Raw genomic sequence first — 24,323 nt, 5'->3', positions numbered from 1 at the left:
CTAGAACTCGCTCTCCCACGACTTCTGCGCGTTCGCGAGCAGGTCGTCCACGCTCTGGTCGCCGTTCAGCGTGCGTTGCAGCTGCTCGCCGAACTGGCGCATCAGCTCCTCCGCGACCGGCAGCCCGGTGAACTCGTTGGCCGGGTAGCCGTCCTGGTAGATCTCGAACGCGGTGGCGAACAGTTCGTCGTCCTCGACGAAGTCCGGCACCGACGCGGTGTTCCCCGGGAACGCGTTCGCCGTCGAGGACAGCTCGGCGTTGACGTCCTCGCCCATCAGGAACTCGACCAGCTTCATCGCCTCGGCCTGGTGCTCGGAGTTCTGGGCGACGCCGATGCCCCAGGAGGCGTAGGGGATGCCCCGCTCGCCGTCGTAGCCGTCCTCGGCCGGGATCGCCGAGATCGAGAAGTGCAGGTCGGGGTTCGCCTCCTGGATCGTGGTGACGTGCGCGAGGGAGTCGATCATCATGCCGACCCGGCCGTTGGAGAACTCCTCGACCTTGTCCTGCTCCTTCATGGTGAACGAGCCCGGCGCGACCACGCCGTCGTCCCAGAGGTCGGCGACGAACTGCACGCCGCTGGCCACGTCGGGGTTGCCGGTGAGCGCCGGCTGGCCGTCCTCCAGCATCGAACCGCCGGAGGCCCAGACCCAGGACATCACGTCGTTCTGCACGCCGTTGGGCGCCTCCAGCGACAGCGGCAGCACCCACCCGTAGGTGTTGTCGCCGAGCGCGGTGACCGCCTCCGCCGCGTCCGCGAACTCCGTCCGGGTGCTGGGCGGAGCGCTCACCCCGGCCTGCCCGAGCAGGTCGTCGTTGGTGAACATCGGATACACGAAGTTGATCACCGGGATCATGTAGGTGCTGCCGTCGACCTGCACCTGGCTGACCAGCTGGCTGTCGTCGAATCCGTCTTCCGCCATCAGGGCGGACAGATCGGCGATCGATCCCTGCTTCGCGAAGTCGTTGACCCAGGCGCCGTCCAGCCCGACCACGTCGGACATGGTCCCGGCCGCGGCCCCGGCGAGCACCTGCTCCTTGGTGGAGGCGTAGGGCCCGCTCAGCAGGTCCACCGTGATCCCCGGGTTCTCCTCCTCGAACTGGTCCATCAGCGCGCGGAGGGCGCCGTCCGGCAGCTCCGGCTCCCACCACTGCGCGAACTCGAGGGTCACGTCTCCCCCGTCCGATCCACCCGCGGCGTCGCCACCACCACCGCATGCGGTCAGCACCAGGGCCGCGGCCCCGACCACTGCACCGACTGCTGCCCCACGACGCTTCCGAGCTCCGTTGCTCATGGCTCTCCCTCCAGTGCCGCTTCTTGCGGCTGGGTGCGCATCTTTGCGTGTTTGAGCACGCTAGTGCGGCATCTGGGCGCGGTCAACCCCCGTGATCATGCTGTTACGCCCGATTTGACCTCGGGAACTCGCGGTTTTGTGCTAGAAGTGTCTGCATGTCGAGTCCGGACGCCAGCCCCCGCCGCCTGCCCGCCGGTCGCAAGGCCGAGCTGGCGGCCTTCGTCACCGACTCCGGTGAGGTCACGGTCGCCCAGCTCGCCGAGCGGTTCGAGGTCTCCGCGGACACCATCCGGCGCGATCTCGACCAGCTGGACACCGAGGGAGTCCTGGTCCGCACCCACGGCGGCGCGGTCGGCCTGGCCGCGGCCCCCCGCCCGAACACCGAGCTGGACGTGCGGATGCGCCTGCAGACCCACGCCAAGGAGCAGATCGGCAGCCTCGCCGCGGGACTGGTGCGCGACGGCCAGGCGATCATCGTCAACGCCGGGACCACCGCTCTGGCCACCATCCGCGCGCTCTCGGACCACCGGGACCTCACGGTGGCCACCAACAGCCTGCGCGGCGCCACCGAGCTGAACCCGGTCACCTACCGCGACCTGTACGTGTTCGGCGGCGCGGTCCGGATCACCGACCAGGCCACCCTCGGCCCGGTGCGCTTCCCGTCCTGGAACCAGCCGGAGGTCGACATCCGCTGCGACCTGGCCCTGATCGGCGTCGGGGCGGTCTCCCCGGACGTCGGCTACTCCACCAGCAACCTGGTGGAGGCCTCGATGATGAGCGAGATGATGGAGCGCGCCGACACCGTCGCGATCCTGGCGGACTCCTCCAAGTTCAGCCGACGGCTGTTCGCGCAGATCGCCACGCTCGACCGGGCGGACTACCTGGTCACCGACTCCGCCCCGCCCACCGACCTGCGGCGCGCGCTGGACGAGGCCGGGGTGGAGGTCCTGCTGCCGCCCGCCTGACGCTGCGGCTCAGCCGACCCCGCCCACCGACGTGCACACCCGGTCGGAGCAGCCCCCGCCTGCGCGGCCGGCGCCCCGGCGTCACCCGATCAACGGTCCGCCGAGCTTCCAGTACCCGAGGAAGGAGACCTGCTCCTTGGGCAGGCCGAGCTCCGCGGTCAGGTGGCGCCGGATCCGCGCACTCGCGGTCGCCTCCCCCGCGATCCAGGCGTAGAACCCCGGATCGGCGACCGCGGCCGCCCCGTCGGCCACACCCCAGTCGCGAGCCGCCCGCTCCAGCGCCGCACCCGCGATCTCCGCCCGGTCCACCACCCGCACCCGAGCCCCCACGGGGCGTCGCGGCAGGACGTCGTCCGCGCGGTCCTCCAGTTCGAGCAGCACCTCGGCCGCGACCTCCGGCTCGAGCGAGGCGAGGATGTTCGCGATCGCGGGCAGCGCCGACTCGTCGCCGACCAGGAGGACCCGCCGGGTCGGCACCGGCGGCGCGTAGTGCAGGCCGTACCCGGTGAACCCCATCCGGACATCCGGCCCGGTGATCGCCAGACGGTCGCCGGGAGCACAGCCCAGGGCCCACGCCGATGCGGGGCCTGGCGGCTCGTGCAGGAACAGGTCGACGTCGATCTCCCCCTCCCCGGGCCGGATCGCCGCCGGGGTGTAGGTCCGCAGCACGTTCCGCTCGCCCTCGGGCAACGCCTTCCAGCGCGCGTACCACTCGCGCGGATGCGGGGTCGGCTCGGCGAGCAGCCCGAACTCCGGGGTGCTCCCGTCCGGCATCGGCAGCACCAGTTTGATCCGCTGGTCGAGTCCCCACGGCGCGAAGTCGCGCAGGGCGTCCCCGGCGAGCGTGACCCGGAGGAACCCGGGCGACAGCCGCCGGGTGCGCGCCACCGTGACCGGGAACGCGCTGTACTCCCAGGGCCGGTCCGCGGCGGTCACCGGGTCGGCTCCTGGACCGGCACCCGGCGCGGCACGACCAGGGGCCCGCCGGTGATCGGGTCCTCGATCACCACGTTCGGCAGGCCGTAGATCTCCTGCACCCACGCGCTGGTCACCACCTCGGCGGGAGCGCCGGTGGTGAGCACCCGCCCGCCGCGCATCGCGATGATGTGGTCGGCGTACCGGGCGGCCTGGTTGAGGTCGTGCAGCACGGCGACGATCGTCCGCCCACCGCGGTTGAGGTGCGCGAACAGCTCCATCAGGTCGACCTGGTGGGCGATGTCCAGGAAGGTGGTCGGCTCGTCCAGCAGCAGCAGATCGGTCTGCTGGGCGAGGACCATCGCGACCCAGACCCGCTGGCGCTGGCCGCCGGACAACGCGTCCACCCGCCGGGGGGCGAGCTCCCGGGTGCCGGTCGCGTCCAGCGCGTCCTGCACCGCCGCCTCGTCGTCGTCGGACCACTGCCGCAGCAGCCCCTGGTGCGGGTACCGGCCCCGCCCGACCAGGTCCGCCACGGTGATCCCCTCCGGGGCGATCGCGGTCTGCGGCAGGAGGCCGAGCCGCTTGGCGACGTCCTTGGCCGGCCGGCTGGTGATCTCCTTGCCGTCCAGCACGATCCGGCCGGACGCCGGGGTGAGCAGCCGGGACAGACCGCGCAGCAGCGTCGACTTCCCGCACGCATTGGGGCCGATGATCGCGGTGAACGACCCGTCCGGGATCGTCGTGGTCAGGTCGGCCAGGATCGGATCGCCGTCGTAGCCGAGCGTGACCCGATCGGCATGCAGACGGTCGTGGTGGTCGGGGACGAGGGGGTCAGGCACGGCGACGGATCTCCCGGAACAGAGTGAGGACGAGGTAGAGCCCGCCCACGGACACGGTGACCACGCCCACCGGCAGCGTCACCGGCAGCACGTGCTGCGCGACCAGGTCCGAGCCGAGGAGCAGCACGACACCGACCAGGCCGGAGAGGACCAGGGACAGGGAGGGCGAGCGGGCGAGCCGGCGGGCCACCTGCGGAGCCGCCAGTGCGACGAACGCGACCGGGCCGATCACCGCGGTCGAGATCGACACCAGCCCGACGCCGAGCAGGAGGGCGAGCGTCCGCACCGCACCCGGCCGGGCGCCGGTGGCGGTCGCCAGGTCGTCGCCGAGCTCCAGCTGCCGCAGCCGCGGACCGATCACCAGCAGGACGAGCAGCAGCGGGACCCCGGCCAGGACCGCTCCGGCGACCGGCGGCCCGGCGACCCCGTTCAGGCTGCCCGCACCCCACGCCGAGGCGAACATCGCCGTCTCCAGCTCGATCTCCAGCAGCATCCAGGTGTTCAGCGAGGCCAGCATCGCGGCCACGCCGATGCCCACCACGATCAGCCGGAACCCCTGCACCCCGCCGCGTCGCGCCAGCGCCCAGATCAGCGCGGCGGTGGCCATGCCGCCCAGCACGGCGCCCGCGGTCATCACCGGCCAGGTCGCGGACAGCAGCACCGTCGTCAGCAGCATCCCGGTGAAGGCGCCGTTGGACAGGCCGAGCACATCGGGACTGGCCAACGGGTTGCGGGTCACGGTCTGGAACAGCGCACCGGCCACCGCCAGGAACCCGCCCAGCACGATCGCGGCGCCGGTCCGCGGCAGCCGCCACTGCATCACCACGGTCCGGTCCAGACCCTCGCCCCCGCCGAGCAGCACCCGCAGCACCGCCGACGGACTGAGCGGATAGGTGCCGAGCCCGAGCGCCAGCACGCCGAGCACGCCGATCGCCAGCACCAGCAGCACGCCCACCAGCACACTGCGCGCGCGCAGGCTGATCGTCGACCCGCCGACCCGGACGGTCATCCGCCGATAGCCGACGTCCACCGGGACCCGGGCGGTCGCGGGGGCGGTCACAGCGCGCTCGCCGTCCGCCGGCGGACCAGCACGATCAGCACCGGCGCGCCGACCAGGGCGGTCACGACACCCACCGGGATCTCGGCCGGCGCGATCAGCACCCGCCCGACCACGTCCGACAGCAGCACGATCACCGGGGCCAGCACGACGGAGCCGATCAGGATCCGGCGCTGGTCGACCCCCGCCACCCAGCGGACCACGTGCGGCACCATCAACCCGATGAAGGAGATCGGTCCCGCGAGTGCGGTGGCCGTCCCCGCCAGCACGGTCACCACCACGACCGCACCGGCCCGGATCACGCGGAGGTTCGCGCCCTGGGACCGCGCCACGTCGTCACCGAGGGCGAGCGCGTCGAGTCCGGGCGCGAGCACCGTCGCCGCGATCAGCGCGAGACCGATCAGGACGGCCGCCGGGACCAGCACGTCGAACCCGCGGCCGAGCAACGAGCCCGCGTTCCAGGACCGCATCTGGGCGAACGCGTCCGGGTCGCTGAGGGTCAGACCGGTGGTCAGCCCGGAGAACACCGCTCCCAGGGCCACCCCGGCCAGGGTCAGCCGGACCGGGTCGGCGGCTCCTCGGCCCGCCGACCCGATCAGGTACACCGCGACCGTCACCACGAAGGCGCCGAGGAACGCCAGCCCCACCACGGAGGTCAGGCTGCGCAGCCCGAGGAAGGCCACCCCGAGCGCGACCGCGAAGGCGGCCCCCGCGTTCACCCCGAGGATCCCCGGGTCGGCGAGCGGGTTGCGGGTGAACGCCTGGATCACCGCGCCCGCCGCACCGAGCGCCGCACCGACCACCAGCCCGGCGAGCGTCCGCGGCACCCGCAGATCGAGCACCACGTACCGGGCCTCCGCCGTCCCGCCGCCGCGCAGCACCTCCAGCACGGCGTGCGGGGACAGCGAGTTCGACCCCACCATCAGGGAGAGCCCCACCGCGACCACCAGCACGCCGGCCAGGACGGCCAGCCCCACGGCGAACCGCCCGAGCCCCGCCGGCTGTCCGGCGCTCACTGCTGGTCGGCGAGGAACCGCTCGATGTCGTCGAGCACGAGGGCCCCGCCCCGGGGACCGACCCCCGACACCCAGTAGCTGGTGTCCACCAGGGTCACCGACGGGAAGTCGGCGCTGTTCTCGGTGATCGCCGCCGGGATCGTGCTGGGGTCGTCGACGTCAGCCGTCGTCACGAACACGTAGTCGGCCTTCGCCGCGAGGATGTTCTCCGGCGACAGGTCGGCCTGCAGGCCGTCCTCCCACTCCTGGTCGGGGATGGTCAGGCCCACGCACTCCAGCGCACCGCCGCCGAACGAGGTCGGCCCGTACAGGCTCAGCGTCGTCTCGTCCCGCGGCCGGATCAGGTTCACCGTCTTGCCGTCCACGTCGAACTCGTCCGCGATCTCCGCGCACCGCTGGTCGAATCCGTCCACCAGCTCCTGCGCCTCGTCACGCTGGTTGAGCGCCTCCCCGACCAGCAGCACGTTCTCCCGCCACGGGTCGGCCTGCGTCGCCATGAACACGGTCGGCGCGATCGACGACAGCTGGTCGTAGAGCTTCGAGTGCCGCGACTCCGTGCCCAGGATCAGGTCCGGCTGCAACGCCGCGATCGCCTCCAGGTCCGGCTCCGGCACGGTGCCCACCGGCTCGACTCCGTCCACGTCCAGGTACTCCGGGATGCCCGCCACATTGCTCGCCACTGCCGCACCCACCGGCGTCACGCCCAGGGCCACCGCGGTGTCCAGCTCGACCGGTTCCAGGACCACCACGCGCTGCGGGTCGTCCGGCACCTCGGTGGTGCCGCGTGCGTGCTCCACCTCGTGCGTCGCGGACGTGGCCTGCGCGGACGCCGTCTGCTCCGCGCTGGAATCGGCCGAGCATCCGGCCAGGACGACCACCGCGGCGAGGGATGCGGCACCGAGTGCCACCACCCGCCGAGCCGGGGAAACGCGCATGGAGCAGTCCTCTTTCCGTGTCGGGGAACCGGACCGCCCACGACGGCCAGGCAAGGAATGCCTACCCTAACCTGACCGGGACAAACGGTGAGAAACCGCCACGGACCGAGCGGTGGGGGCCGGGAACGACGAAGGCCCCGCCGGAGCGGGGCCTTCGCCGTTGTTCGAGGGTGGGCCTGGCATCGTGCCTTGCGAGCGAGCCCTCTGCGCCACCTGCACCCTGGTGCCAGGAGAGAGCGCTCGTGTTTTTGCCCGATTCGGTCGGATCGCCGTCCTGGGTCGGCTTCTGTCACGTTGGCTCGTGGCGGCGGTCACGGTCTAGTGCGAGCAGGTTCTCTTGTGCGCGTGTGAGACGGTCACTATCGGCTTCCGACCACGAAGTGCGACGCCGCGCGACCGCGGGCGGTCGCACGGAAGAAGCGGCGACGCTACGGCGCGCATATCGGGACCCGGTAGCAAGGACGCGTGCCGGCGCCGGGGAGTCCGGCCAGGTGATGAGGAGGTACTCCTCATGCGGTTCGGTCGTGGTGAGGTCGAACTGCATGTCGCGGTGTCGAGCGTGAGCTCGCAACCGAAATGACGCGGCCCCTGGGGGGTTGAGCGCGGCACCTGCAGGGTCATCTGCGTACGGTCCGGCTACCACAACGAGGTCAGCGACAGCGCGGCAGCTGACCTCGACGACGTCTTCCCATCCGTCCGCCACCTCGACCGGCGGCCGGTCGACGTGCTGAACGGTGATGTTCACGGGGCCGGACACGATGCCGGTCAGGATCCGTGGTGCGGCACCGGGTTGTTGCTGCAGGAGTCCACCCAGGACGCCGGTGAGGTGGGGCGAGATGTCGGCACCTCGAAGGTCGAGACCGCGATCGTCTGCCCAGGTCACGTAATGCATCTGCCCCACCTCACATCCGACGTACCCAGTTCTAGGTGATCGTCACGTAGAACGCGTCACCCTCGATGACTCTCAGCGGCACAAACAAGACGGTGTTGAGCTGGTTGCCGGCGTAGGAGTTCTCGTTCTCGTCGATCATGCATGCACTGAACCCGGGTCCGCTCACCCCGGTCGGCAAGCTGGGGATCTGGCAGAAGGAGAAGGTCCGGCCACCGATGCCGCCCGCTCCGGTGAACGCACCCTCCCACGTGGAAGCGAACGGGTACTCGTCACAAGACTTCCCGGTCGGTCGTGCCAACGAGCTGGGGCACGCCGTGTCCCTGTTCTGCTGGCGCAGGGTCGCGTTGGTCAGGCGGTGCAGAGGCGTGCCGGTGTACCAGGACCCGGGCAGTCCGCTGGATTCGGCACTGAGGAGGTGGGCACCGAACTCGGGGTACCCGCTGAGCGGATACGTCAGCTCGGGTGTCGCACCGGGAATCACGCAACCGACGCTCGTCGATCCGGGCAAGGCCTGATCACACCTCACCGTCGGCGTCGCCGCGGGCGTGTAGACGGCCGGGTTCTGAGCCGACGGCGCCTTGAAAGTGATCTGCCATGAGGGCGTCGCGGTGCCCGACCCGCCGAGTACGGCAGGCCACTCGAAGTACGACTCGCCGTTCGCGCTGCCGTGCACACCCGGCACCTGCACGGGGAACGTCTGACTGACCGGAACGCACGCGGTTCCCCCGCAGAGAGCGGTGCCCGAGATCTGGGTTCCCGACGCCTCTCCGGTGATGATCGTCGGGGAGACCTCGACCTGGTTCGCCCACACCGTGGTCACGCTCTGGACCGTGTACACGTACCGGTAGGTCAGGAAGTTCATCGTGCCGACCACGGTCGTCACACCATTGGTGGTCCGGGTGACGGTCAACGTCCCGGAGTAGATTCCGCAGCCAGCAGTACGAGTGATCCACATCGTGTTCGCGACGCCCTGGTCCAGGCACCACTGCGGCAACTGCTGCATCGCCGCTATCGAGACGTCGCCCCGCGCCTGTGCGTCCGGCTGGGAAGCTTCGGCAGATCGCGCGTCCAGGTCCTGCTCCGCCGCCTCCAGCTCGGAGGGCGCGAGTTCGCCTCCGACCGCGACACAGATCTCGAGCCCCTCACCATCCTCGCCGGTACAGTTCTCGGCGGGAGCCGAGCGCGCCGTCGACGAAGCCGCTTCGAGCCGAGAGATCGCCAAGAGCCCGTCTTCCCGAGACAGCTCGACGATCGGTGGCGAATCGTCGCCACGCGAGGCCAAGACCTGCGACTGCGGATCCGGAGTTGCCGGATCCGATGAACTTGCCCCAGCGCTGAGCGAACCGGACAGAAGCAGTACCGCGACGCTGAGCATTGTCGTTCCGGATCGTCTGGAAATGTGGTGCATGCGTCCCCCTGGAAGCGTGCTGGCCGACCCCCTGCGGCTCGGCCACGCAGCAGGGCGCATATCTCAGGAGAGAGCAAGTGCCACCCACCGCGATGCCTGTCACGCTATTGAGGCATCCATCGAGAGTCACTAGTTGCGACACAGCTGTTGCACAGTTGACACATAGCCAAACCTCAGCGTTGCCAGGAGTTCATCCCGGAGGCGACGGCCAGGCGGGTGCCCGACCAAAGCTCGCGCACGAGTCTTCTCGCTCTGCGCACACTCCTCGGACATCGCTGGTTCCGCCGTCGCCTGGGAGCTTCCTCATCCCCGACGTGTCGTCGACTGCGTGGCATAGAGCGCCTAGAGGCAGACGGGATCAGCGAGTTCGATGCGCTCGCCCGCATCGCCGATCGATCCCGTGACGCAGAGCCTGGTCTGCGGTGTCCGCGCACGATCAGAGTGGTGTCGGCGCTCTGTGCGCCAGACTCCGTCGTCTCCTGCCGATCACCGCCTTCTGGCGCGATCTGCCGGTCGATGCTGGCGGAGATGGTGTTCCCGGCTGATGCATCGCCATATCGAGCGATCCGCGCCCAGGCAGCGTGGAACGCCTCGGAGTAGATGATCTGCAGCGGGGTGTCACACTCTCGCGTCTCGCCGGCCACCACGATGGCGTCGTCCACGCATGGCGTGCTGGCTGGATCGGTCCCGCTCTCGACGACGAACTTCGGCTCCGCCGACGTGGTGGCGGTTGGCCCCCAGGCACCCGCGACCTTGCCGCACCGACCCGCCATACCACCGCAGCTGGCCTACCCCAGACAGACGAAGAGCCCACCGTCGCCGGTGGGCTCTTCGTGAACTTGCCATCTGATGTACTGCTTGCTCGCCTGTCGGGTTCGAGCAGGAACATCGTGGTGGAGCTGAGGGGATTCGAACCCCTGACCCCCTGCATGCCATGCAGGTGCGCTACCAGCTGCGCCACAGCCCCATGAGTACCGATCCCGGAGGATCTTTCCCTCATCACCCGCCGTGCGGGCGTGTACGACTATAGGCGATCCACGAGCCGAAACACCAATCGGCTCCGGTGACCCGTCTCACGCCGGGTCTCGGACCTCCTCGGCCAGCGTCTCCGCGTCGGCGTCCGGACCGGCGTTCCAGTCCGAGGACGCCCACACTGGGCCGAAGTTCAGCACCTGCACGGTCCAGGCGGGCTCGCTGCCGGGACGGGTCGGGACGATCTCGGCCCAGTGCGCGTTCGACATCCCGGACAGGCCACGCCACTCGGCGGGCAGTCCGAGCAGACCGGTCAGACCGGCGCCGATCGCCGCGCCGTGCGAGACCAGGACCAGGACGTCTTCCCGGCCGAGCTCGGCGGCATGCGCCTGCACGGCGTCGACCATCCGCTGCTGAACGGTGGCACGGGACTCGGCGTCGATCCCCTCCGGGTGTCCACCGGCACGCCAGACCTTCTGCTCCTCGGGCCAGCCGGCGGCGATCTCCTCGCCGGTCAGCCCCTCCCAGACGCCGAAGGACCGCTCACGCAGCCGCTCGTCGGTCTCGACCGGAACCCCGGTCACGTCGGCGAGCGCCTGCGCGGTGGCCCGGGCCCGGCCCAGGTCGGAGCTGACGATGCGGGCGGGACGATGCTGCGCGGCCAGGGACTCCGCGGCGGTCGCGGCCTGCCAGAGGCCGACCTCGTCCAGCGGGATGTCCGACTGGCCCTGCAGCCGGGCGCCGGCGTTCCAGGCGGTCCGGCCGTGCCGCCAGAGCACGACCCGCCCGGCGGTCACTCCCCCGCCTCGGCGCCCTCGCCGCTGCGGACGTCCTCGGGCAGCTCGATCACCGGGCAGTCCTTCCAGAGCCGCTCCAGGGCGTAGTACACCCGGTCCTCGGCGTGCTGGACGTGCACCACGACGTCACCGAAGTCCAGCAGGACCCAGCGGCCCTCGGAACGGCCCTCGCGGCGCAGCGGCTTGGCGCCGAGCTTGTGCAGGGCCTCCTCCACGGCGTCCACGATCGCGTTCACCTGGCGCTCATTGGTGCCGGAGGCGATCAGGAAGGAGTCGGTGAGCACCAGCTGCTCGCTGACGTCCAGCGCGATGATCTCCTCCGCCTTCAGGTCGGCGGCGGCGCGGGCGGCCGCGATGGTCAGGTCGATCGCGCGGTCGGAAGCCGACACGTGTCTCCTCGGGTAGTCAGGGTGGTGCAGGTCGGGGTGGTTCAGGTCTGGGGTGCGGGCAGCAACTGCGCCGCCAGCGCCACGGTCGGGGCGAGGTCGCCCTCCGCGCCGGTGGCGGTCTTGGCCACCAGCACGATCAGGAAGCCGAGCACGAAGAAGACCACCACCAGGATGATCCACTGCAGCCAGGTGAAGGGCAGCGGACGGCGGATCCGTTCCGGGAGCTCCTGGTCGGCGCCCACGTCCTCGACGGTCGGGCCGACCACCGGGATGCTCCCGGTCTCGGCCGGCTCCTGGGTCGGCCCGGGCGGCGGCGCCATCGCCTTGAGCAGCGAGCGCCAGTCCGGGACCGCCTCCTCCTCGGCGGCGGACGCGTCCGGAGCCGAGGTGTTCCGGGACGGCGCGGTCGTGGCGGCACCGGTCGCCGCAGACGCCGTCGCCGAGCCGGGTGCCGCGCTGCCTGCCGTGGCGTCGGCGGCGGCACCGCTGACCGGCGCGGAGGCCGGTCCACCGGGTCGGGTGGTGGCGCCCGGCGTGCGGGTCGCCAGACCGGACCCGCCACCGGCGACCGGCGGGGTCGACCCGGCGAAGCCGCTGGTCCGTCCCGGTGGGGTCGTCGCGCCCGCTCCCGGGGTCCCGGCCGGGCTCCAGGCGCGCGCGGGACCCGCGGGGGCGGGGGCGGCACCGGCACCCGTGGCAGCAGCACCACCCGTGGCAGCAGCGCCACCCGCAGAAGTGCCACCGCTCGGCCCGGCAGTTCGCGAGGCACCGGACTGGCCAGTCGTCCCCGGACCGGCCGGCGACCACGCCGATGCCGATCCACGGGCCGGAGAGGTGACCCCCGGAGCGTTCGTGCCGGTCGCCGCACCCGGCGTCGACGGCGCGGCCGACCCGCCGGTCGGAGCACCCGAGGTCGCACCCCATCGGGGAAGACCCGGCGTCGCAGCGTCGTCCGGGGTCACCGCACCGCGAGCGCCGGTGCGCGGACCCGCCGCGCTCGGGCTCCCCGCACCGGACCGGCCCCGGTCGGTACCGGGCGCCCCGGTGGCACCAGCGCCTCCGGTCGCCCCCGTGGCACCGGTGGCACCAGCGCCTCCGGTCGACCCCGTGGCACCGGTGGCAGCAGCGGTTCCGGTTCCTGTCCCCGTGGACGGCACCGCCCCGTCGGTCGACCGGATCGATCGCCGGGTGCGCGCCGGAGCGTCGGTCCGCATCCCCGGCACCTGGTACGGCGCACTCCCCTGTTCCGCGGTCCGCCCGTCCGGACCGACCGCGGACACCGGGCCGCCGCGCAGCGAGCGCCGGGAGGCCCCGGGAGCACCGGTCGGCGTCGACGGTCGCGCGGCGGCATCCGCCCCACCGGCGGGCGTCACCGGCGCGGAACCGGCTCCTCCTGCGCTGGAGGCACGTCCGGCACCCGGACCCGGGGTCGCACCACGGCCGGGTCCGGTCCCGGCGCCGTTCCCGGGGGCACCGGCACGGCCGGCAGGCGCGGCCGTCCCGCGCGGGGGGGTCGCCGTGCCGCTCTCGTCCGGACGGTCGCCGTCGCCCTGGGCGGCGAGCCGGGCCGCCTCGAGTTCGCGCAGCTGCCGCCGGGTCAGCGGAGTGCCGGGTGTGCTCATGACTGTTGACCTTCGTACAGATGGTGTTTCGCGATGTACTGGACCACGCCGTCCGGCACCAGGTACCACACCGGCCGATCCGCCCGGGCTCGGTCCCGCACGTCGGTGGAGGAGATCGACAGCGCCGGGATCTCCCACTGGCTGACCCGGTGCGTGGGCAGTCCGTCCAGGATCAGCTGGTGGCCCGGTCGGGTGACCGCCACGAACTGTGCCAGGTCGAAGAGCTCCGCGGAGTCCTTCCAGGTGAGGATCTGGGCGATGGCGTCCGCCCCGGTGATGAAGTACAGGTCGGCGTCGGGCCGTTCCGCCGCGAGGTCACGCAGGGTGTCCACGGTGTAGGTGAGGCCCGGACGGTCGATGTCCACCCGGCTGACGGTGAACCTCGGATTCGATGCCGTGGCGATCACGGTCATCAGGTAGCGGTGCTCGGCCGGAGTGACGTCGGCGTTCTGCTTGAACGACGGGGCGCCGGTGGGGACGAAGACGACCTCGTCCAGCTCGAACCGGGCTGCCACCTCGCTGGCGGCCACCAGGTGACCGTGATGGATGGGGTCGAAGGTGCCACCCATCACGCCCAGTCGGGTCCGTCGCTGCGCCATACTCCTCGCCCTGCCTCAGTGGCGGGTGCCGACGCTCCGGAACGCGTAGGTGACCAGCAGCAACGCGATCAGGGCGCCGAAGCCGGCCAGCCCGAACACGGCGGGCGGGAAAGGCAGCTCGTTCCCGTGCTCGGCAGCTGCCTCGGCGGCACGCAGCACAGTGTTCACAGGTCCTCCAGGGTGTCGTCGTCGGAACGGTTCAGTGTCGCACGTCGGGTCAGGGGCGCACGTGCCCGTCGCCCTGCACGATCCACTTGGTGGTGGTGAGCTCGGCCAGCCCCATCGGGCCGCGGGCGTGCAGCTTCTGGGTGGAGATGCCGATCTCCGCGCCGAGCCCGAACTCGCCGCCGTCGGTGAACCGGGTGGAGGCGTTCACCATGATCGCCGCCGAGTCCAGCTCCGCGACGAACCGCTCGGAGGACGCCAGGTCCCGGGTGACGATCGCCTCGGTGTGCCCCGAGGTCCAGGTCCGGATGTGCTCGATCGCGGCGTCCAGGTCGTCGACCACCCGCACCGCGAGGTCCAGCGAGAGGTACTCGGTCGCCCAGTCCTCCTCGGTGGCGGCGACCACCGTCACCCCGGCGGGGGCCAGCGCGGCGGAGGCGTCGTCGGCGTGCACGGTGACCCCGGCCTCGCCGAGCGCGGCCAGCGCCGAGGGCAGGAAGCCGGCGGCCGCGTCCCGGTGCACCAGCAGCGTCTCGGCGGCGTTGCACACCCCGACCCGCTGGGTCTTGGAGTTCAGCAGGATCGGCAGCGCGACCGCGGGGTCCGCGCTGGCGTCCACGTACACGTGGCAGTTGCCGACACCGGTCTCGATCACCGGCACGGTGGCCTCGCGCACGACGGTCCGGATCAGGTCGGCGCCACCGCGGGGCACCAGCACGTCGACCAGGCCACGGGCGTGCATCAGGGCCACCCCGCCGGGACGGCCCCAGGCGTCGATGGACTGCACCAGGTCGGCGGGCAGCCCCTGGGCCTCCAGCGCCTCGCGCAGCACGTCGACGATCACCTCGTTGGAGCGGGCCGCCGCGGAGCCGCCGCGCAGGATGACCGCGTTGCCGCTCTTCAGCGCGAGCCCGGCGGCGTCGACGGTCACGTTCGGGCGGGCCTCGTAGATCATCCCGACCACGCCCATGGGCACCCGTACCTGCCGCAGCCGCAGCCCGTTCGGCAGGGTGGAGCCGCGCACGACCTCCCCCACCGGGTCCGGCAGCGCGGCGAGGTCACGCAGCGCCGCGGCGATCGCGCCGATCCGCTCCGGCGTGAGCGCCAGACGGTCGAGCAGCCCCGCGGACGTGCCGTCGGCCCGGCCCCGGTCCAGGTCGTCCGCGTTGGCGGTCACGATCCGGTCGGACTGGGCGACCAGGGCGTCCGCCAGCGCGTGCAGGGCGGCGTCCTTGGTCCCCCGGGTGGCGACGGCCAGTGCACGGGAGGCGTCCTTGGCGCGACGGGCCACGGCGAGCACCTGCTCGCTCACCTCGGCGGCCGGATGGGCGGCGGTGGTGGTCATCCGCACAGCCTAGTCCGGGCCCCGGGACGCCACGACCGCCGTCTCAGCGACGCCGGCGCACCAGCACCAGGTCGTCGCGATGCACCAGCTCACGGTCGTAGCCCTGGCCCAGCTCGGCCCGCAGCTCGGAGGTCGAGTGCCCGAGCAGGTCCGGCACCTCCTCCGCGGAGTAGGCGACCAGACCACGGGCGATCACCGTGCCCGCGGGATCGACCAGCTCCACCGGATCGCCCGCGTGGAAGTCGCCGTCGGCCGCGGTCACCCCGGCCGGCAGCAGGGACTTGCCGCGTTCGACGACGGCGCGGACCGCACCGTCGTCCAGCACCAGCCGGCCACGGGTCCGGGCGGCGTAGGCCAGCCAGAGCAGCCGGGTCGAGGTGCGCCGACCGGTGGCCGCGAACCAGGTCCCCACGTCCTGACCCGCCAGCGCCCCGCCGACCTGCGCGGCCGAGGTCAGCACCACCGGGATGCCGGAGGCGGTCGCGATCGCCACCGACTCCAGCTTGGTGACCATGCCGCCGGTGCCGACGCCGCTGCCCTTGGCGGTGACGTCGATGCCCTCCAGGTCCTTCGGCCCGCGCACCTGGGCGATCCGCTCCGAGCCGGGGTGGGTCGGCGGGCCGGTGTAGAGCCCGTCGACGTCGGTCAGCAGCGTCATGGCGTCGGCGTGCACCAGGTGCGAGACCAGCGCCGCCAGCCGGTCGTTGTCACCGAACCGGATCTCGTCGGTGGCGACGGTGTCGTTCTCGTTGATGATCGGCACGATGCCCAGGTCGAGCAGCCGGTCGAGCGCGCGCTGGGCATTGCGGTACTGCCCGCGTCGCATGGTGTCGTCCGCGGTGAGCAGCACCTGGCCCACCCGCAGTCCGTGGTCGGCGAACGCCCGGGTGTAGTGCGCCACCAGCAGCCCCTGGCCGACCGAGGCCGCGGCCTGCTGGGTCGCCAGGTCCCGCGGCCGACGGGCCAGGCCCAGCGGGTCCATCCCGGCGGCGATCGCACCGGAGGACACCAGCACGACCTGGTGCCCGGAGTTCACACGGGCGGCCAGCACGTCCACCAGGTCGTGCAGCCGTCGCGGGTCGAGCTTCCCGTCGTCGTCGGTCAGCGAGGACGATCCGACCTTGACCACCACCCGGTGGACCTCGGGCAGCAGTCGGCGGTCGGTCAACGGTGCGGCGCTCACGGGCACCATCCTCCCGCGTCCGGGCGGTCCGCCGTCACCGGCATCCGGACCCCGGACAGCTCAGTCGACGTCGGGGTCGGACCAGTGACCGGCCTGACGCTCCTGCCACAGCTCCTCGCGGGCCTCGGCCTTCGCGTCCATCCGGTCCTTGTACTCCTTGCGCTTCTCGCCACGGGTCGGACGACTGGTGTCCTCCAGTCGCATGTCCGTGCCACGCGGGCCGCCGAGCAGCTCGGAGCCGGTCATCAGCGTCGGCTCCCAGTCGAAGACCACCGCGCGGTCGCCCTCGCCGATCACGACCTCCGCACCCGCGACCGCGCCGCTCTTCAGCAGCTTGTCCTCGACGCCCAGCCGGGCCAGCCGGTCGGCCAGGTAGCCCACGGCCTCGTCGTTGGTGAAGTCGGTCTGCCGCACCCAGCGCTCCGGCTTGGCGCCGCGGACCTGGAAGTACTCGTGGTCCCCGTCCTGACGGCGGGTGACGGTGAAGCCGCTGGAGTCGACGGCCTTGGGCCGCAGCACCACCCGGGCGGCCTCCGGCTCCGGGGCCTCGCGGCGGGCCTGCTCGACCAGCTCGCCGAGCGCGAAGCTCAGCGGTCGCAGCCCCTCGTGGCTGGCGGTGGAGATCTCGAACACCCGCAGCCCGCGGGCCTCCAGCTCCGGGCGGACCATCTCGGCCATGTCCCGGGCGTCCGGCACGTCGATCTTGTTCAGCACGACCAGGCGCGGGCGCTCGTTCAGCGGCACCCGGCCGCCCTCGATCTGCAGGTCCCCGCTGTACGCGGCCAGCTCCGCCTCGATCACGTCGAGGTCGCGGATCGGATCGCGGTCGGACTCCAGGGTGGCGCAGTCCAGCACGTGCACGATCACCGCGCAGCGCTCGATGTGCCGCAGGAACTCCAGTCCCAGGCCGCGGCCCTCGCTGGCGCCCGGGATCAGACCCGGCACGTCGGCGACGGTGTAGCGCGAGTCCCCGGCCTGCACGACGCCCAGGTTCGGCACCAGGGTGGTGAACGGGTAGTCGGCGATCTTCGGGCGGGCGGCGGAGATCGAGGCGACCAGACTGGACTTGCCGGCGCTCGGGTACCCGACCAGCGCGACATCCGCGATGGTCTTGAGCTCCAGCACCACCTCGGCGGTGTCGCCGGGCTCGCCGAGCAGCGCGAAGCCCGGGGCCTTGCGGCGCTGCGAGGACAGGGCCATGTTGCCGAGTCCGCCGTGGCCGCCCTCGGCGATCGTGTAGGTGGCGCCCACGCCCACCAGGTCGGCGAGCACCTCGCCGTCCAGACTCTTCACCACGGTGCCGTCCGGGACGGGCAGCAGCAGGTCGGCGCCGGTCGATCCGCCGCGGTAGTCGCCCATCCCCTGGGTGCCGGAGGGGGCGTGCCGGTGCGGGGAGTGGTGGTAGTCGAGCAGCGTCGTCACCTGCGGGTCGACCACCAGCACGACGCTGCCGCCGTTGCCGCCGTTGCCGCCGTCGGGGCCGGCGAGCGGCTTGAACTTCTCCCGGCGGATCGAGGCACAGCCGTGGCCGCCGTCACCGCCACTGGCGTGCAGCACCACCCGGTCGACGAAGGCGGCCATCGTTCACTCCTCTGCTCCCCGGGCTGATCCCGGGACCTACTGAAACATGGCGAAGGGGCGCACCGCCGACGCGGTACGCCCCTTCGACCGGAGAACTACGGGTCAGTCCGCCACGACGACGTCGATGACCTTGCGCCCGCGACGGGTGCCGAACTGCACCGCGCCCGGGGCCAGGGCGAACAGGGTGTCGTCCCCGCCACGGCCGACGTTCACGCCGGGGTGGAAGTGGGTGCCACGCTGCCGCACGATGATCTCGCCCGCGCCGACGACCTGGCCGCCGAAGCGCTTGACGCCCAGACGCTGGGCGTTCGAGTCACGACCGTTGCGCGAGGAACTCGCGCCCTTCTTGTGTGCCATCTCAAGGCCTGCTTTCTAGATCCGGGAATTCATGACGCGGGCGGACCCGCGGCAGGTCACTTGATGCCGGTGACCTTGAGACGGGTCAGCGCCTGACGGTGACCCTGGCGACGGCGGTAGCCGGTCTTGTTCTTGTAGCGCAGGATGTCGATCTTCGGGCCACGCTCGTCCCGGACGACCTCCGCGCTGACGGTGACCTTGGCCAGCGCCTCGGCGTCGGAAGTCACCTTCTCCCCGTCGACGAGCAGCAGCGCAGGCAGCTCCACGGTGGCACCGGCGCCGGCCGCGAGGCGGTCGACAACGACGATGTCGCCGACGGCGACCTTCTCCTGACGGCCGCCGGCCTTCACGATCGCGTACACCACGTTGCTGCTCATCTCTGCTCGTCGAACTACAGGTTCTGGGGTGTGTGTCCCGCCTGTCTGTCCCACACGCGCCTTCAACGGCGGCGGATCAGGAACTCCACGGCTTCACACACGAACGGCGCTCTCCGACCGGGCTCATGTCGCCATGAGTCCACGCGCCAGAGCGCACCGACATTCAAGGATACGCGGGCCGCTCGGCAGGGGTCAAACCGCCCTGCGGCCCGCGCATCCGTCGGTCACTGTTCTTGCTGCTCCGCGGCCTGATCCTCGGTCGACAGATCCTCGATCGACGTCTCCGGCATCGGCTCGCCGTCCTCGAACAGGCTCGGGTCGACCGGGGTCAGCGCCAGGGACGACTCCTCGACCACCGGCTCAGCCGGGTCCTCACCTGAGGTGCCCAGCTCCCCCAGCGCCGCGAAGACGTCCAGGTACGGGCGCTCGGCCTCCGCCGAGACCTCGGCCGTCGCCGACGACGCCACCACCGGGCTCTCGGGGGTGGCGACCGGGGTCTCCTCCTCCTCGTGCTGGTGGGCGTGCGCCGCCGCCGCCGCGATGGTCGCCAGCGTGGCGTTCACCTGCTCCCGGGCCTCGGGCAGCACCGGAACACCGGCCTGGTCCTTGTCGGCCGCAGGCTCCACCGCGGTGGAGCCCGACCCGCCACGCTTGCGACGCGACCGCTTGGGCTCGCCCTCCGCCGCCGGGGACTTCTCCGGCTGCGGCTGGTGCTGGTGCTGCCCGCCGTTGCCGCCGGACCTCTCCACCGGCTCGGTGTGCACGATGAACCCGCGGCCGTGGCAGTGCTCACAGGTCTCGGAGAACGCCTCGACCAGGCCCTGGCCGACCCGCTTCCGGGTCATCTGCACCAGACCCAGCGAGGTGACCTCGGCCACCTGGTGCTTGGTCCGGTCCCGGCCCAAGCACTCGACCAGGCGGCGCAGCACCAGATCCCGGTTGGACTCCAGCACCATGTCGATGAAGTCGATCACGATCATGCCGCCGATGTCCCGGAGCCGGAGCTGGCGGACGATCTCCTCCGCGGCCTCCAGGTTGTTCCGGGTGACGGTCTCCTCGAGCGTGCCCCCCGCACCGGTGAACTTGCCGGTGTTGACGTCGACGACGGTCATCGCCTCGGTGCGGTCGATCACCAGCGAACCGCCCGAGGGCAGCCAGACCTTGCGATCCATGCCCTTGGCGAGCTGCTCGTCCACCCGGTGGTCGTGGAAGACGTCGCCGGTGCCGGTGTACTTGCTGACCTTCTCGGCCAGGTCGGGGGCCAGCTCACCGATGTAGCCGGAGATGGTGGACCACGCCTCGTCGCCCTGGATCACCAGGGAGTTGAAGTCGTCGTTGAAGATGTCGCGCACGACCCGGATCGCCATGTCCGGCTCACCCTGCAGCAGTGCCGGCGCGGAGGCCGACGCCGACTTCTTCTCGATCGCCTCCCACTGCGACTGCAGCCGGGCGATGTCCGCGCGCAGCTCCTCCTCCGAGGCGCCCTCGGCGGCGGTCCGCACGATCACACCGGCCGAGTCCGGCACGACCTCGCGCAGGATCTTCTTCAACCGGCTGCGCTCGTTGTCGGGCAGCTTGCGGCTGATCCCGGTCATGCCGCCGCCGGGCACGTAGACCAGGTAGCGACCGGCCAGGGTGACCTGCGAGGTGAGGCGGGCGCCCTTGTGCCCGATCGGATCCTTGGTGACCTGCACCAGCACCGGGTCGCCGGACTTCAGCGCCTGCTCGATCCGACGGGACTTCCCGCCCTCGACCCCGGCGGCGTCCCAGTTGACCTCACCGGCGTAGAGCACGGCGTTGCGACCGCGGCCGACGTCGACGAACGCCGCCTCCATGCTGGGCAGCACGTTCTGCACCCTGCCGAGGTAGACGTTGCCGACCATCGAGGCCTGCGCCTGCTTGGACACGTAGTGCTCGACCAGCACGCCGTCCTCGAGCACGGCGATCTGGGTCCGGCCGTCCAGCTCGCGCACGATCATGCTGCGATCGACGGACTCCCGGCGGGCCAGGAACTCGGCCTCGGTGATGATCTGGCGACGACGACCGGCGTCCCTGCCCTCACGACGACGCTGGCGCTTGGCCTCCAGGCGGGTGGAACCGCGCAGTGCGGTCACCTCGTCCCGGCTGCCGCTGCTACTGCTGCGACCGGACGACGACGAGGAGCTCGACTCCCCGTCACCACCGCGGGAGGAGCGACGACGGCGGCGACGGCGACGGCTGCTGCCGCCCGAGCCCTCGTCGTCGGAGTCCTCGGCGGTCTGGTCCTCGGCGGACTCGTCGTCCTCCTCGGCACCGGACTCGTCATCGGTGTCGGCGCTCTCGTCGCCGTCCTTGGCGCGCGAACGACGACCACGGCCACCACGGCGGCGGCGACGGCGCGGCGAGCCCTCGCCGTCCTCGGTGTCCTCGCCCTCGGACTGCTCGGCGGTCTGGTCCTCGGCGACCTCGTCCTCGGCCTCGACCGGGGCGGCCTCGGCGGCCTCCTCGACGGTCTCCTCCGTCGGCTGGCCGCTGCGCTTGCGACCGCCGCGACGGCCACGGCTGCGGCGGCTGCCGCCGGTGGACTCGGCGGTCTCCGCGGTGTCCGCGGCATCCGCCACGACGGCCTCCGGCTCGGCGGCCTCGGCGTGGGCGGCGGCGGCGATCTCCTCCGGCGACCCGGCCGGGGCGGAGGCGCGACGGCGACGACGCGGGGCCGTCTCCGGCGCCTGGAACAGCAGCGCGGTGGTGGCCAGACGGCCCGAGGACGCGGTGGGCTTCTCCGGCTCCGGGGTGACACCGGAGAACGCGGCCAGCACGTCCAGCGCAACGCCCTGCGCGTCGGTCACCGGCTCGGCGGTCTCCTCGTCCTCCTCGGCCTCGACCGGCTCGGCGGCGGGCGTGGCGACCTCGGACACTGCGGCGTCGGGCGTCGCCGTCCCGGGCGTCACGGCGTCGGGCGTCACGGCCTCGGGCGTCGCCGTCTCGGGCGTCACGGCCTCAGCCGAGGCGGACGCGGTCGACCCGGCGCCGGCGGTCGGGGCGTCCGACGGCGCGGCGGCCTTGCGGGTGGCACGACGACGCTTCGGCGCGGCGGGCGCGGGGGTCGCGGTCCCGGCCGCCCCGGTAACGGTGGGCACCTCGGCGGCGGGCGCCTCGGGGCTGGCCGGCACCTCGGCGGCGGCAGGCGCCTCGACGGCCGCGGGGACCTCGTCGGCGGCGGGCTTCTTCTTGGCCCGGGACGGACGCTTCTTCGCCGCGGGCGCCTCGGTCGCCTCCTCGGGCGCGGCGGTCCCCGCTGCGGCGGTCTCCACGACCTCCTCGACGGCGTCCGCCGGGGCCACGACCTTCTTGCGGCTGCGGGTGGCCTTCCTCACCGGCGCGGTGCTCGACTCGGCGACCTCGGCGGTCGCGGAACCGGACGGCGCGCCCTCGGCCGCAGCTGGGGCGTCCTCGGTGGTGGCGGCCTTGCGGGTGCGGCGTCGCGGGGCGGCGACCGGCTTCTCGGCGGCCACCTCCGGAGCGGCGGTCCCGGTGGTCGGTTCCACCGCGGGAGTGGTGCCGGCCGGGGAGGTGCCCGTCGCCTCGGTCGGTGCGGTGGCGGCGCGGGTGGCGCGACGCGGGCGCTTGGCGACCGGGGTCTCGGTCGCGCTGTTCTCGACGGCGTCAATGTTCTCGGATGTCACGTGCGTGTGCTCCTGAGTGCCGCGGGTACTCCGGCCACACTCCCGGTGCCCCCGTGGGCGGTTCGGTCGTCACTCGCGTCCCCGCGATGACGGAAGTCGTTGTCGGTCGCCCACCCCGTGCGCTCGGCGCCATCGCCTGCCCTCGCCCGCCGTCATCTCGACGGGGGCGCTTCGGGCGGCGGCTGGCGTACTCGGCGCGCCGGAGAGGCGAACTCGTAGTCCAGCGCAGGCTGTGTGAGGACCTGCTGCCGGAAGCAAGTATCGCACAGTGCCCTAGATCACGCGTGTGCGACACGTCACGAGTTGCCGACACGGTGTCATCTCGCGGGACCTTCGTCCTATGCTTGTGAACGAGGGCGCAATAGCTTCAAAGTCAGGTCACAACCCGGACCTAAGGCCCTCCCCCACCGCCTCAGTACCCCTCGGACGGAGCCCCACAGTGGACGCCCTCGACTTGGCACGCTGGCAGTTCGGTGCCACCACCGTCTACCACTTCATCTTCGTGCCGCTGACCATCGGCCTCGCCCCGCTGGTCGCGATCATGCAAACCATCTGGGTGCGGACCCAGAACGAGACCTGGCTCAGGCTGACCAAGTTCTTCGGCAAGCTGATGTTGATCAACTTCGCGATCGGCGTGGCCACCGGCATCGTCCAGGAGTTCCAGTTCGGTATGAACTGGTCCGAGTACTCCCGGTTCGTCGGCGACGTCTTCGGCGCGCCGCTGGCGATGGAGGCCCTCGCGGCGTTCTTCGTCGAGTCGACCTTCCTCGGGCTGTGGATCTTCGGCTGGGACAAGTTGCCCAAGAAGATCCACCTGGCGTGCATCTGGGCGGTCGCGCTGGCCACCAACCTGTCGGCCTTCTTCATCCTGGCCGCGAACTCGTGGATGCAGCACCCGGTGGGCACCACCTTCAACCTGGAGACCGGTCGCGCGGAGATGACCGACATCTGGGCGGTGCTGTCGAACAACACCCTGCTCGCCGCGTTCCCGCACACCATCACCGCCGCGTTCCTGACCGCGGGCACCTTCGTCGCCGGCATCGCCGCCTGGTGGATGGTGCGCCTGGTCCGCCAGGGCCAGGAGGAGAAGGCCCGTGAGGTCTACCGCCCGGCCGTGCAGCTCGGCGTGATCACCATGCTGATCGCCGGGGTGGGCCTGGGCATCTCCGGCCACGCGCAGGGCCAGCTGATGTTCGAGCAGCAGCCGACCAAGATGGCCGCGGCCGAGGCGCTCTGCTCCACCACCGACGGCGCGTCCTTCTCCCTGCTGGCGGTCGGCGACCTCACCAACAACTGCGAGGGCGTCACCCACTACATCGAGATCCCGGGTCTGCTGTCCTTCCTGGCCAACAACGACTTCTCGTCCGAGCTGCGCGGCGTCGACGACCTGCAGGCCGAGTACACCGCGCGCTACGGCGACGGCGAGACCGACGTCAACTACATCCCGGACCTGACCATCACCTACTGGTCCTTCCGGCTGATGATCGGCATGGCACTCGGCTCGGCCGCGCTGGCGCTGACCGCCATGTGGCTCACCCGCCAGGGCCGGGTCTCCGGCAACAAGTGGCTGGCCCGGATCGCGCTGTGGGCGATCCCGACCCCGTTCCTCGCCTCGGCCTTCGGCTGGATCTTCACCGAGATGGGCCGTCAGCCCTGGGTGGTGGCCCCGAACCCGACCGGCATCGACGAGATCCGCCTGCTCACCATGCGCGGCGTCTCCGAGGTGGTCAGCCCGACCGAGGTCGTGATCTCGCTCGCGGTGTTCGTCGTGCTCTACACGGTGCTCGCGGTCGCCTGGTTCCGGCTGATGAAGCGCTACGCGGTCGAGGGCGTCTCCGACACGGAGAAGGACGTCTCCCCCGACAACCCGGACAACCAGCCCGACCCGGACGACCCCGCCTCGGCCGACCGGCCGCTGTCGTTCGCCTACTGAGACAGGGATACCGAC

21 protein-coding genes and 1 tRNA gene are annotated in these 24,323 nt (G+C 71.9%); 2 read left to right on the top strand and 20 right to left on the bottom strand.

Annotated features, from left to right (window positions below; all coding sequences use genetic code 11):
• Positions 1 to 1,170 (bottom strand): sugar ABC transporter substrate-binding protein, encoded by a 1,170-nt coding sequence (locus tag OGL89_RS09480; RefSeq protein ID WP_263119779.1) that lies wholly within the window; start codon positions 1,168 to 1,170, stop codon positions 1 to 3.
• A 278-nt stretch (positions 1,171 to 1,448) separates the two neighbouring features.
• Between OGL89_RS09480 and OGL89_RS09475 the strand changes: the two genes are divergently transcribed.
• The gene (locus OGL89_RS09475) at positions 1,449 to 2,258 is read left to right on the top strand and encodes a DeoR/GlpR family DNA-binding transcription regulator (protein ID WP_263119777.1); all 810 of its coding nucleotides are present in this window, start codon (positions 1,449 to 1,451) and stop codon (positions 2,256 to 2,258) included.
• Positions 2,259 to 2,339: 81 nt separating this feature from the next.
• Here OGL89_RS09475 and OGL89_RS09470 read toward each other — a convergent pair whose 3' ends face one another.
• The 19 genes from OGL89_RS09470 to OGL89_RS09380 all read right to left on the bottom strand — a co-directional run bounded on the left by OGL89_RS09470 (position 2,340) and on the right by OGL89_RS09380 (position 22,375).
• A complete protein-coding gene (locus OGL89_RS09470; protein WP_263119775.1) occupies positions 2,340 to 3,194 on the bottom strand; it encodes a siderophore-interacting protein in 855 nt (284 codons plus the stop codon).
• A complete protein-coding gene (locus OGL89_RS09465) occupies positions 3,191 to 4,015 on the bottom strand; it encodes an ABC transporter ATP-binding protein (protein WP_263119773.1) in 825 nt (274 codons plus the stop codon). Before OGL89_RS09465 ends, OGL89_RS09470 begins: the two co-directional genes overlap by 4 nt.
• On the bottom strand, positions 4,008 to 5,075 hold the full coding sequence (locus tag OGL89_RS09460; RefSeq protein WP_263119771.1) for an iron chelate uptake ABC transporter family permease subunit: 1,068 nt from the start codon (positions 5,073 to 5,075) through the stop codon (positions 4,008 to 4,010). Before OGL89_RS09460 ends, OGL89_RS09465 begins: the two co-directional genes overlap by 8 nt.
• Positions 5,072 to 6,088 (bottom strand): iron chelate uptake ABC transporter family permease subunit, encoded by a 1,017-nt coding sequence (locus OGL89_RS09455; RefSeq protein WP_263119769.1) that lies wholly within the window; start codon positions 6,086 to 6,088, stop codon positions 5,072 to 5,074. Before OGL89_RS09455 ends, OGL89_RS09460 begins: the two co-directional genes overlap by 4 nt.
• Positions 6,085 to 7,023 (bottom strand): iron-siderophore ABC transporter substrate-binding protein, encoded by a 939-nt coding sequence (locus OGL89_RS09450; RefSeq protein WP_263119767.1) that lies wholly within the window; start codon positions 7,021 to 7,023, stop codon positions 6,085 to 6,087. Before OGL89_RS09450 ends, OGL89_RS09455 begins: the two co-directional genes overlap by 4 nt.
• Positions 7,024 to 7,312: 289 nt before the next feature.
• Positions 7,313 to 7,915 (bottom strand): hypothetical protein, encoded by a 603-nt coding sequence (locus OGL89_RS09445; RefSeq protein WP_263119765.1) that lies wholly within the window; start codon positions 7,913 to 7,915, stop codon positions 7,313 to 7,315.
• A 31-nt stretch (positions 7,916 to 7,946) separates the two neighbouring features.
• Positions 7,947 to 9,323, bottom strand: coding sequence for a hypothetical protein (locus OGL89_RS09440; protein WP_263119763.1), 1,377 nt, complete (start codon positions 9,321 to 9,323; stop codon positions 7,947 to 7,949).
• Between the two features lie 891 nt (positions 9,324 to 10,214).
• A tRNA-Ala gene (locus tag OGL89_RS09435) sits at positions 10,215 to 10,290 on the bottom strand.
• A 106-nt stretch (positions 10,291 to 10,396) separates the two neighbouring features.
• On the bottom strand, positions 10,397 to 11,092 hold the full coding sequence (locus tag OGL89_RS09430) for a histidine phosphatase family protein (RefSeq protein WP_263119761.1): 696 nt from the start codon (positions 11,090 to 11,092) through the stop codon (positions 10,397 to 10,399).
• A complete protein-coding gene (rsfS, locus tag OGL89_RS09425) occupies positions 11,089 to 11,481 on the bottom strand; it encodes a ribosome silencing factor (RefSeq protein WP_263119759.1) in 393 nt (130 codons plus the stop codon). The genes OGL89_RS09430 and rsfS overlap by 4 nt, the downstream gene beginning before the upstream one ends.
• A 41-nt stretch (positions 11,482 to 11,522) precedes the next feature.
• Entirely contained in the window at positions 11,523 to 11,801 is a 279-nt protein-coding gene (locus OGL89_RS09420) for a hypothetical protein (protein WP_263119757.1), read from the bottom strand.
• A gap of 1,298 nt (positions 11,802 to 13,099) precedes the next feature.
• The gene (nadD, locus tag OGL89_RS09415; protein WP_263119755.1) at positions 13,100 to 13,702 is read right to left on the bottom strand and encodes a nicotinate-nucleotide adenylyltransferase; all 603 of its coding nucleotides are present in this window, start codon (positions 13,700 to 13,702) and stop codon (positions 13,100 to 13,102) included.
• 15 nt (positions 13,703 to 13,717) lie between these two features.
• Positions 13,718 to 13,870 (bottom strand): hypothetical protein, encoded by a 153-nt coding sequence (locus OGL89_RS09410; RefSeq protein ID WP_168631324.1) that lies wholly within the window; start codon positions 13,868 to 13,870, stop codon positions 13,718 to 13,720.
• 49 nt (positions 13,871 to 13,919) lie between these two features.
• Complete coding sequence (locus OGL89_RS09405; protein WP_263119752.1) at positions 13,920 to 15,212, bottom strand: glutamate-5-semialdehyde dehydrogenase; 1,293 nt, start codon at positions 15,210 to 15,212, stop codon at positions 13,920 to 13,922.
• Between the two features lie 43 nt (positions 15,213 to 15,255).
• Positions 15,256 to 16,404, bottom strand: coding sequence for a glutamate 5-kinase (gene proB, locus OGL89_RS09400; RefSeq protein WP_263119751.1), 1,149 nt, complete (start codon positions 16,402 to 16,404; stop codon positions 15,256 to 15,258).
• 51 nt (positions 16,405 to 16,455) lie between these two features.
• The gene (obgE, locus tag OGL89_RS09395; RefSeq protein ID WP_263119749.1) at positions 16,456 to 17,976 is read right to left on the bottom strand and encodes a GTPase ObgE; all 1,521 of its coding nucleotides are present in this window, start codon (positions 17,974 to 17,976) and stop codon (positions 16,456 to 16,458) included.
• Positions 17,977 to 18,078: 102 nt separating this feature from the next.
• Positions 18,079 to 18,333 carry a 50S ribosomal protein L27 gene (rpmA, locus tag OGL89_RS09390; protein ID WP_263119746.1) on the bottom strand — a complete coding sequence of 85 codons (255 nt, stop codon included), beginning with the start codon at positions 18,331 to 18,333 and terminating at the stop codon, positions 18,079 to 18,081.
• Between the two features lie 56 nt (positions 18,334 to 18,389).
• Positions 18,390 to 18,698 (bottom strand): 50S ribosomal protein L21, encoded by a 309-nt coding sequence (rplU, locus tag OGL89_RS09385; RefSeq protein ID WP_263119792.1) that lies wholly within the window; start codon positions 18,696 to 18,698, stop codon positions 18,390 to 18,392.
• Between the two features lie 236 nt (positions 18,699 to 18,934).
• Positions 18,935 to 22,375, bottom strand: a complete 3,441-nt coding sequence (locus OGL89_RS09380) for a ribonuclease E/G (protein ID WP_263119745.1) — start codon at positions 22,373 to 22,375, stop codon at positions 18,935 to 18,937.
• Between the two features lie 439 nt (positions 22,376 to 22,814).
• Here OGL89_RS09380 and OGL89_RS09375 point away from each other — a divergent pair, with 439 nt between their 5' ends.
• Positions 22,815 to 24,308, top strand: a complete 1,494-nt coding sequence (locus tag OGL89_RS09375) for a cytochrome ubiquinol oxidase subunit I (protein ID WP_263119743.1) — start codon at positions 22,815 to 22,817, stop codon at positions 24,306 to 24,308.
• Positions 24,309 to 24,323: the final 15 nt, after the last annotated feature.

The sequence above is a fragment of the Cellulomonas sp. RIT-PI-Y genome (assembly GCF_025642745.1).
GTDB lineage: Bacteria > Actinomycetota > Actinomycetes > Actinomycetales > Cellulomonadaceae > Cellulomonas.
This window is presented reverse-complemented; position numbering and strand designations above follow the sequence as displayed.